This window comes from Pseudomonas sp. MHK4, from assembly GCF_054600775.1.
Genome location: NZ_BAAIAK010000033.1, coordinates 1 through 8,589 on the forward strand (window position 1 = coordinate 1; position 8,589 = coordinate 8,589).

Annotated in this window: 8 protein-coding genes and 1 pseudogene; all 9 read right to left on the minus strand. The window is 60.7% G+C overall.

The genetic code is table 11. The annotated features are described in order from the left end of the window. Positions 1-631, minus strand: a pseudogene (locus tag ACYP2Q_RS31260) (ImcF-related family protein); the annotation flags it as partial. Then, complete coding sequence (locus tag ACYP2Q_RS31265) at positions 618-1,790, minus strand: hypothetical protein (RefSeq protein ID WP_459734065.1); 1,173 nt, start codon at positions 1,788-1,790, stop codon at positions 618-620. The gene ACYP2Q_RS31265 and the pseudogene ACYP2Q_RS31260, both read right to left, overlap by 14 nt. A gap of 115 nt (positions 1,791-1,905) precedes the next feature. Then, positions 1,906-2,490: a DUF3304 domain-containing protein gene (locus ACYP2Q_RS31270; protein WP_459734066.1), complete on the minus strand. Its 585-nt coding sequence runs from the start codon at positions 2,488-2,490 to the stop codon at positions 1,906-1,908. After that, a complete protein-coding gene (locus ACYP2Q_RS31275; RefSeq protein WP_459734067.1) occupies positions 2,477-3,451 on the minus strand; it encodes a T6SS phospholipase effector Tle1-like catalytic domain-containing protein in 975 nt (324 codons plus the stop codon). Before ACYP2Q_RS31275 ends, ACYP2Q_RS31270 begins: the two co-directional genes overlap by 14 nt. Then, positions 3,439-4,011 (minus strand): DUF3304 domain-containing protein, encoded by a 573-nt coding sequence (locus ACYP2Q_RS31280; protein ID WP_459734069.1) that lies wholly within the window; start codon positions 4,009-4,011, stop codon positions 3,439-3,441. Before ACYP2Q_RS31280 ends, ACYP2Q_RS31275 begins: the two co-directional genes overlap by 13 nt. Further along, positions 3,998-6,310, minus strand: coding sequence for a T6SS phospholipase effector Tle1-like catalytic domain-containing protein (locus ACYP2Q_RS31285; RefSeq protein WP_459734070.1), 2,313 nt, complete (start codon positions 6,308-6,310; stop codon positions 3,998-4,000). The genes ACYP2Q_RS31280 and ACYP2Q_RS31285 overlap by 14 nt, the downstream gene beginning before the upstream one ends. Then, positions 6,298-6,783 (minus strand): DUF3304 domain-containing protein, encoded by a 486-nt coding sequence (locus tag ACYP2Q_RS31290; protein ID WP_459734074.1) that lies wholly within the window; start codon positions 6,781-6,783, stop codon positions 6,298-6,300. The genes ACYP2Q_RS31285 and ACYP2Q_RS31290 overlap by 13 nt, the downstream gene beginning before the upstream one ends. A gap of 71 nt (positions 6,784-6,854) precedes the next feature. Then, the gene (locus ACYP2Q_RS31295) at positions 6,855-7,625 is read right to left on the minus strand and encodes a DUF4123 domain-containing protein (RefSeq protein WP_459734071.1); all 771 of its coding nucleotides are present in this window, start codon (positions 7,623-7,625) and stop codon (positions 6,855-6,857) included. Continuing rightward, the coding region (locus ACYP2Q_RS31300) for a DUF2345 domain-containing protein (protein WP_459734073.1) at positions 7,622-8,589 on the minus strand (968 nt) is incomplete at its 5' end. The genes ACYP2Q_RS31295 and ACYP2Q_RS31300, both read right to left, overlap by 4 nt.

Below are 8,589 nucleotides of genomic sequence, written 5' to 3' on the forward strand. Positions count from 1 at the left end.
ACTGCCAATGCAGCGCTCGAGCCAGACCGCACAGGCGCCGTACGTTTTCCCCCATAGTCGCGGCGTCGGTGGTCTGCGCCTTGTTCAAGGCCCAGACCACGCCATCGAAGGGACGCCAGCGGCTCAAACCCTGCCATTGGCTGAACAGGGTTGGTGCCTGCACGCTACCGCCGTAGAGCAGCACGGTGTCTTGTGCATGCAGGAAGCACCGGGTGGTCAGGCCGGGGGCGATGGCTTCGATTTGCTTGGGTTCGCCGACGACCAGGAGCACGCGTACCTTGAGGCGCCAGAAGGGGCCGTAGTGCTTGCGCAAATCTGCGAGTGCCTTTGCGCACTCGTCTGGTGGAGGTGTCTCGGTGTTCGGCAAGGGCAGCAGAGGCTGAGTGTCCATCACCAGCTTATGAATGCCTTTCTTCAGGACCAACCAGATCGAGACTGCCAGACTGAACAGCAATGCCCAGCACATCAGTCCTTTGAGCAGCAGATCCACCCACATGGGTTGGCTGACAGGGCCGCGCCCTGTCAAAAACCACCAAACCACACCACCCACCGTGACCACCACGGCCACGACCAGCGCCAGCAACAGCGCCGTCGGCCAGGACGATATTCTTGGAGCTTCAGCTATCTGCATGATCGGATTCCACAATGCCCAGGGCCAGGGTGTGTTGAGGGTCATTCGCCAACCAGGCACAAGGCACGCCATGCTGCTCGGCATACCAGGCAGCCAGGGTCTGCACGACCATGGCCTCCAGGTTCTGCAGCGCACCAAAGTTGGCGTCTTGCAGGTGTTGGCGGGTGTTCCAATCCAGGGCAGACTGCGGCGGCACGTAGGGTTGAGAGAACGACACGCATACCGGGGCGGAAGGCTTCAGCTCGCTCTGTTGCGACGCTCGCTCGGCTACCGACGCCAGGCTCTCGGCATCCGCCGCGAACCACTCCCCGCGAGACAAGCGCACCCGACCTCGCGGAGCGAGCAACCACAACACGGCAGCCTCGCCCGCGGGCATGTGACTCTGTGCCTCGGGCGGCGAAGAGTGACAACCGGCACAAAGAATGCGGACATCCCAAGGTGCCCCATGCAGCCGATCAATGATCGCGTCAAGGCTCTGCATGCCTTGCCAGGGCTCGGGTTGTTCGGGCAACTGGATGTGCGGACAGCACTGCTTCATCTGTTCGACAAAGGCTTGCCAGGCGTCCAGTGAACCTTGCCAGTAACAACTCACTGGCTGCACCACCTCGGGTTCCGTACGCTGCTCGTTCCATTGCAGGGCCAGCAACGCTGCCAGTTGCCGTTCGCGCTCGGCGACATCGCGTCCAAGTACCTGGAGCAGTCGAATCGCCGGGCCCTCGGGCGTCGTCTCTGGCACTGGGGGTTGATGCTCAGGACTGAACAGGCTTTGTCGATGTTCGGGCGAACTGCAGGCGGCGCCCAACAGCACCGATTCGATCAACCCGACTTTCTGGCGATGGTGGGTCCACCAGGTGTGCTGAACCCGCGTGGCTGCATTGGCATGGTATCGCGCGACATGCCAGTTGAAACGGTAGTACAACACGCGCAACAGCAGTGCCAGCAACCACAACACTGCCACGCCAATCATCACACCCCAGACGGTGAAAACGTCCAGCAATAATCGCAAAAGACTCCAGTCACTACTTCCATGCTCGACCGACTCCAACAGATCGGCGCCAACAAACACCAAACCCAACAGTGCTGCGCCGTTAACCAGCCATCGCTTGTAGTTGGGGCGTTGCGCCTGGGGATAGGGGGCATACTCGGGAGCCACTTTCATGAGGCCACCCACGTGTCGGCGCACTGGAACTGACGCAGCAGCGGCGATCCTTGTTTAGTGCAGTGTTCTCTTGACTGGTTGGCTGCAGTGCAGCCCTTTAGCCCTTCGACGTATTTCACTTCGGACATGACTGTGGCTCCGGTAAATGCAACGGGGTCTTGATCGGGTATTCGGGGCTGCCGTAGGCGTAGCAGGAGGTGGTGACTTGCAGTTCTTCGCAGGGCAGGAAGTGCACGGTGAGGCCGCAGACTTTTTGGCCGGTGTAGTCAGGGACTGGGACGACTTTGCTGTGCTGGCGTTTTTGCGCCTCGACTTTGTCGAGCCAGGCGTCGTATTTGTCTTCATTTGCAAAACCAGGAAATTCATCAGCGAGATCACTTACCCCGCTGGCTCCAGTCTCCCAATCCACACGTACTGTCATCCCCGGTTGCCAGCGTGCCGGCGCGATATAGCAACAACCGCCCCCGCCCCCCTGATAAGGTCCGATGATGTCGATGCCCGAACGGCCATCGACACTAAAATGGTTGATTGCCCAGTGAGTGTGATTGATGGCTTCAAGAGTGCTGGCCTGGGCGTCTTGAACAAGCAGGCTGCCAACCAGAATGCCGACGATAACGGCCCGTTCGCGCCATGGGCTGGCTTTGAGCTCGGGCCTGCGGTCCTGCGCTACGCGTCGAAAAACAAGTTCAGGCCGATGCATTTTTCACCTCACCAGCCTGGGCATAAAACGCTTCCCACAGCGCATCAATGTCTTGCATGGCCTTGACCAACTGCTCGGCGTCCAGCACCACAGGTTGCGCAGCGCCGGCAGGTCCGGCATTCGGGTTGGTGCGCGCCAGCACTTCACCGTTCTCGTCATACAGCGCCAGGTCGCGACGGCCGGCCTCGCCGAAAAACACCATGCGTTCGCCGAAATAACTGCCGAACCACTCACGTCCTCGTGAGTACATGAACCAGGCGCGGGAGTCGTGGACCTGATCGTCAAACAGCGCGCGCAACAGCCCTTCGAGTTGCGTGGCGTTGCGGCTTTCGTCGACATTGCCGCGCCGGGTTTCATTTTGATGATTGATTTCGCGCAACGGCGGCGGGAATAGCTGACCGACACGCGCCTGCCCCGAAGCTTTCATTCGCTGTCGCTCGAATTGCACCTCGGCGGTCAGTTTCTGATAAAGAACCGACGATGCCATGCCCATCGGCCCGGCGAACTTCAAGGCCTGTGGAAAACGATCGGCGCCGCGGTAGGCCTTGCCGAACTCTTCGGCCGCTTCGCGCAACTGGGTTTGTGCCATGTCGGCATCGAAATCCTTGACCCCAGGCTCCAGCGGCATGTTCGGTTCGCGTCTGAGAAACTCTCGAGCCCGCTGCTGCTTGCGGCTTTTTACGACCGCTGCCTGCTTCTCGTCGCGTTGCTCTTCGGCGCGCGCCTTGACCCCTTTGTCGGCTTCGAGGTCGCTCTCGAAGAACAGGCTAACGTGCAAGGTCTTGCAGCAAGGCGGCATCAGCCGGCGCCCGGCCGCCACGCACAAGGCATCGTGGTAATCCACCTCCAGCTGACACTGGCGCCGGTTATTTTGATAGACCTGCGTGACGTTGCGAGGCAAACGGCCCTCGACCGGAAACCCGGGTGGATACCAAAGCGAAGCGTGTTTTACATCGGACATGACGGGGGCTCCGGCAATTGCAGTGGGGTCTTGATCGGGTATTCTGGGCTGCCGTAGGCGTAGCAGGAGGTGGTGACTTGCAGGTCTTCGCAGGGCAGGAAGTGCACGGTGAGGCCGCAGACTTTTTGGCCGGTGTAGTCAGGGACTGGGACGACTTTGCTGTGTTGGCGTTTTTGAGCATCGATTTGGTCGACCCAGGCTAAGTACTTGAGCCAATCACCAGTGCCGGGGTAACCCGCAGAGCTTCCAGCGCCCGTCTCCCAATCAACACGTACTGTCATCCAAGGTTGCCAGCGTGCCGGCGCAGTGAAGCAACAGCCGCCCCCGCCACCTTGATAAGGCCCGATGATATCGATGCCCGAACGGCCATCGACACTGAAATGGTTGATTGCCCAGTGAGTGTGATTGATGGCGTCGAGCGTGCTGGCCTGAGCATGTTGTGCAAACAGGCTGCCGATCAAAGCGCCCACGACGACGGCCCGTTCGCACCATGGGCGGGCTTTGAACTCGGCCCTGCGGTCCTGTGCCACGCCTTGAAAAAAAAGTTCAGGCCGATGCATTTTTCACCTCATCAGCCTGGACATGGAACGCTTCCCACAGCGCTTCGATGTCTTGCATGGCCTGGGCCAGGAGCTCGGCGTCCAGCGGTTGCGCGGCACCGGCAGGTCCGGCATTCGGGTTGGTGCGCGCCAGCACTTCACCGTTCTCGCCATACAACGCCAGGTCGCGACGGCCGGCCTCGCCGAAAAACACCATGCGTTCGCCGAAATAACTGCCGGTCCTCTCACGTCCAAGTGTGTACATAAACCAGGCGCGGGAGTCGTGGACCTGATCGTCGAACAGTGCGCGTAACAGCCCTTCCGGATGCGCGGCGTTGCGGCTTTCGTCGACATTGCCGCGCCGGGTTTCATTTTGATGATTGATTTCGCGCAACGGTGGCGGGAATAATCGACTGACCCGCGCCTGCCCCGAAGCTTTCATTCGCTGTCGCTCGAACCGCACCTCGGCGGTCAGTTTCTGATACAGAATCGATGTTGCGATGCCCATCGGTCCCGAGAGCTTCAAGGATTGTGGTAAGCGTTCAGGGCCGCGGTAGTCTTTGCCGAACTCTTCGGCCGCTTCGCGCAACTGGGTTTGTGGCATGTCGGCATCGAAATCCTTGACCCCGGGCTCCAGCGGCATGTTCGGTTCGCGGCTGAGAAACTCGCGTGCCCGTTGCTGCTTGCGGCTTTTTACGATCGCTGCTTGATTCTGGTCGCGTTCTTTTTCGGCGCGAGCTCGAACTTCCTCGTCGGCCTGGAGGTCGCTCGCCTGAAGATAGAACGGTGTATGCATCAAACTGGCGAACGCGTAGCGGTCGATGCGCCAGGCAGTGATCCAACTCATCTGCTCGCGTAGAGTCTGCTCCAAACTAGTGTTGGCGGGTAGTGGCCGATAGTGCTCGATCTCTTCCGCAGGCAGCGTTTGGAGATCGGTAGGTAGACCAAGAGTGACTTCGCGCCAGGCATTGAAGCGGTTTACCAACGTTGGCGCCGCAATAAACTCTCGTAACAGTTCGGGCTCCATCGCCCGCCAGCGGTCTCGGTTAACCGCCTCTGGCAGAACTTCTTCTGGCACTTTCAAAGGTGCGCCAATGGCAAAGGCATCGGCATACAGATCGTTCAAGGCAATCTGCGACAGCAAAAGACTGTCTCCTACCCGAGAGTCCGTACTGACAGCCTTACCCTGATCCCCCGGCGGATACCCCCCACCCTGATCCGAGTGCACGCCCGGATAAATCACCTCCACACTATTCGCCGGATACCCCCCCTTCTCCCGGCGAATGGACTCCAACGGAAAACTCAACCGTTGCTCGTGACTGGCAACGATATGCAGGCAACGCTTGACCAGACTGCTGGCGGGCAGTTCCTGGTTGCCATCGGCCCAACTCATATGGCCGTTGGCCCCTGGTACGATATCGGCCAGACCGACCGAGGCCACGGTGTCCAGCAGCCCCAGGTACTCGACGCTGATGGGCAGGCGCAAATCGGACAAGCGCAACGCCAGCACCGGCTCGGACCGGGTCAACAGCTGGTTCAACCAGCTGACAAAGGCCCGCGCCGCCGATGCGCCACGGGAAAAACCATAGACGTACAACTTGATGCCCAGTAGCTTGACCTGGCCGGGTTGCGGTTGGGTCAAGGCGATGCGCAGCGGTTTCTCAATGGCCCAAAGCTGTCTGTTGAGTTCGCGGCTGCGGGTGGCATAACCGTCCATCGACTCCACACCCGCCCAGGTCCCCATGGCCTTGACCGCGTTGAGCAGGGCCGCGTTGTCCAGCCGTGGCAGCCCCAGTGTGCGGCGCACGGCATCGAGGATCATCAACAGGCCCCAGTTGATCCGTTCCTCGCCGTACCAGGCTCCCCCCAGTCCCAGAAGGCTGTAGTCGAGGTCACCGACTTCGGTAAACGGCGTGCCCACACCGGGCATGTAGTACTTGAAGTACTGGCCATTGCCGGTGCCTGCCGCATCGGTCAAACCCTTGGCAGCGGGGCTATGCCCGGTACCGCCGGCATGGCCGTCGCCAATGCTGGCGCGGAACATCCGGGCGACGTTGGTCGGGTGCCGGGGATCCGACAGGTAGAGGTCGTTGTTAAGGTTATTGCCGGTGCCGTCGAAGAACAGACTGATGTGCAAGGTCTTGCAGCACGGCGGCATCAGGCGGCGCCCGGCCGCCACGCACAAGGCATCGTGGTAATCCGCCTCCAGCTGACACTGGCGCCGATTATTTTGATAGACCTGCGCGACGTTACGAGGCAAACGTCCCTCGACCGGAAACGCTGGCGGGTACCACATAGAAGCGTGTTTCACTTCGGACATGACTGGGGCTCCGGCAATTGCAGTGGGGTCTTGATCGGGTATTCGGGGCTGCCGTAGGCGTAGCAGGAGGTGCTGACTTGCAGTTCATCGCAGGGCAGGAAGTGCACGGTGAGGCCGCAGACTTTTTGGCCGGTGTAGTCCGGAACTGACACGACTTTGCTGTGCTGGCGTTTTTGTGCGTCGATTTTTTCAAGCCAGGCATCGTATTTCACCTCATCCGCAAAACCAGGAAATCCTTTCGAACCTCCAACGCCGGTCTCCCAATCCACACGCACCGTCATCCCCTGTTGCCAACGTGCCGGCGCGACATAACAGCACCCGCCCCCGCCCCCTTGGTAAGGTCCGATAATGTCGATCCCCGAACGGCCATCGACACTGAAATGATTGATGGCCCAGTGGGTGTGGTTGATGGCCTCAAGGGTGCCGGCCTGGATGTCCTGCGCGAATACGGAGGCAGTCAGGTCGACGAGCATGGCAACGATTACGTTGTTTACTGCGGGTATGGGCATGAAATTCGGCTCCTGTCTTTGCGGGGTAGAGGCACTCAGGCAATGCGCAACTTGTCGAGGGTGAAAGCTTCGCGTTCGGGCATCAGCAACAATCCAGCCTGAGTGGCTTCGAGCATGGCGCCGTAGCAGGCTTGAAAATGCTGTTCGGCGCTCCGCTCGCAAGGCAGTGCATGGCGCAGGTTGCTCATGGCCAACGTGGCATCACTGGCACAACCGAGGGTGTCTACCTGGCTGTCGCTAAGCTCGATGGGACTCAACAGGGCGACGCTTTCTGGCGTATCGGGAGCCCCTGGAAAGTGCTGGGGAATACCATCGCGATCGAGCCAGCTCCAGAACACGGCGGGACGCAGCCACGGCTGTTGCTGATCGGCTTGCAGCACATGGCTGAACAGCAGCGGGAACAGACGCGGATCGTAGTAGCGCAGCAATCCCGGATAGCCGCCATTGCGTGCTTCAAGACAGCGCCCCAGGTGCTCGGCCAAAGCCTGGAAAGGCCAGTGGGAAGCCAACGCCAGCAGTTGCGAGCGCCCCTGCAAGTCATGCATCAACCCCTTGAGCCACTGCCGCTGTAGCGGCTGCGCCAGGTCAACGCGCACCAGCAACGGCGCCAGCTCTTCGGCCCCTGCTTCCGGCAGTCCGGTGAACAACGAGTACCAGGTCAGTGATGGCTGAACACTGAGCACACTGGGGAGCAGTGGGCCATTGCTGCCCGCCTGGTCGATGATGATGTCCAGGCAGGTAATGGACGCCTTCGCGCACGAGGCCTCCAGCAATCCGATCCAGGTACCGAGCTGAGGGATCATCATGCTTGCACCTCCCTGAGCACAAAGCCCTGCGCGGCGGCCCGGGCTCTTTTCAGGCAGTCCTTGCACACTGAGCCGGGCAGTTCAGGCAGAGGAAAAGGTTCGCTGGCGGCCAGGTTGAACTCGTGATACGCAGCCTTGACCAGGTAATCGCCCTCCGTGCCGTTTTTGATGCCGCCCGCATCCAGCGTGATGTAGCTGCCGCCAGCGTTGAGGGCGATTTTCTTCTTGGCGGTGATAAGGATTTCGTCCTCGGTGCTGGTAATCGACAGTCCGAGGCGCGCCAGTAGTTCCAGGCTGTCGTTTTGCGCCTGCACGCTGATCGGGCCCTGGTTGGCAATCAGCTTCATCCCCAGCTTGCGCACGAACAGGCTCAATCCCTGGCCCACTCCCATGAACAGGCGCTTGACCACGCTGAAGTCAGCATGGCCTCCGGCGTTGAGCATCAGGTTCTCCTGCGCCGCCAGTTGCAGGTGCTGGCCGCTGGTGAGGGCAATGCCATGGGGCGCGCTGAGCAGGATTCCCTGGGCCTTGAGTGCATCGATTTGTTCGCGCAAAAAGACCAACTGCGCCTGCACATCGGCAGGCTCGGCCTGGGCCGCCTGGGCGTCGCCAGACAGGCCTTGCATCTGCTCCCCCGCCTGTTGCAAACGACCCAGCGCCGCCTGCATGTCCAGCACCTGGCCCTGGGCTTTGGGCTGCAGGTCGGCGCTGATGAACAACCCCTTGCCCCCGCGAATGGCGCCATGCCCATCGCTCCTCAGCTCAAACCCTTCCCCGCGTTTTTTCTTCTGCGCATCCACCAGATGCCCCAGGTTCAACTGGCTCTTGCCACTGTGTTCGGTACTGAGCTTGATGTGCTCCTCGCCGCGGTCGTCCTCCATGCGCAGCTTGTTGTTCGCCGGGGTGCGCAGCACGTTGCGGGTGTAGTCGCGATTGCGCAGGGTGACGTGGTCCGGGTGTTCGC

Coding starts and splice junctions, on each gene's coding strand:
- ACYP2Q_RS31295 (WP_459734071.1), bottom strand. CDS start 7,625: ATGATGATCCCTCAGCTCGGTACCTGGATCGGATTGCTGGAGGCCTCG.
- ACYP2Q_RS31275 (WP_459734067.1), bottom strand. CDS start 3,451: ATGTCCGATGTAAAACACGCTTCGCTTTGGTATCCACCCGGGTTTCCG.
- ACYP2Q_RS31280 (WP_459734069.1), bottom strand. CDS start 4,011: ATGCATCGGCCTGAACTTTTTTTTCAAGGCGTGGCACAGGACCGCAGG.
- ACYP2Q_RS31285 (WP_459734070.1), bottom strand. CDS start 6,310: ATGTCCGAAGTGAAACACGCTTCTATGTGGTACCCGCCAGCGTTTCCG.
- ACYP2Q_RS31265 (WP_459734065.1), bottom strand. CDS start 1,790: ATGAAAGTGGCTCCCGAGTATGCCCCCTATCCCCAGGCGCAACGCCCC.
- ACYP2Q_RS31290 (WP_459734074.1), bottom strand. CDS start 6,783: ATGCTCGTCGACCTGACTGCCTCCGTATTCGCGCAGGACATCCAGGCC.
- ACYP2Q_RS31270 (WP_459734066.1), bottom strand. CDS start 2,490: ATGCATCGGCCTGAACTTGTTTTTCGACGCGTAGCGCAGGACCGCAGG.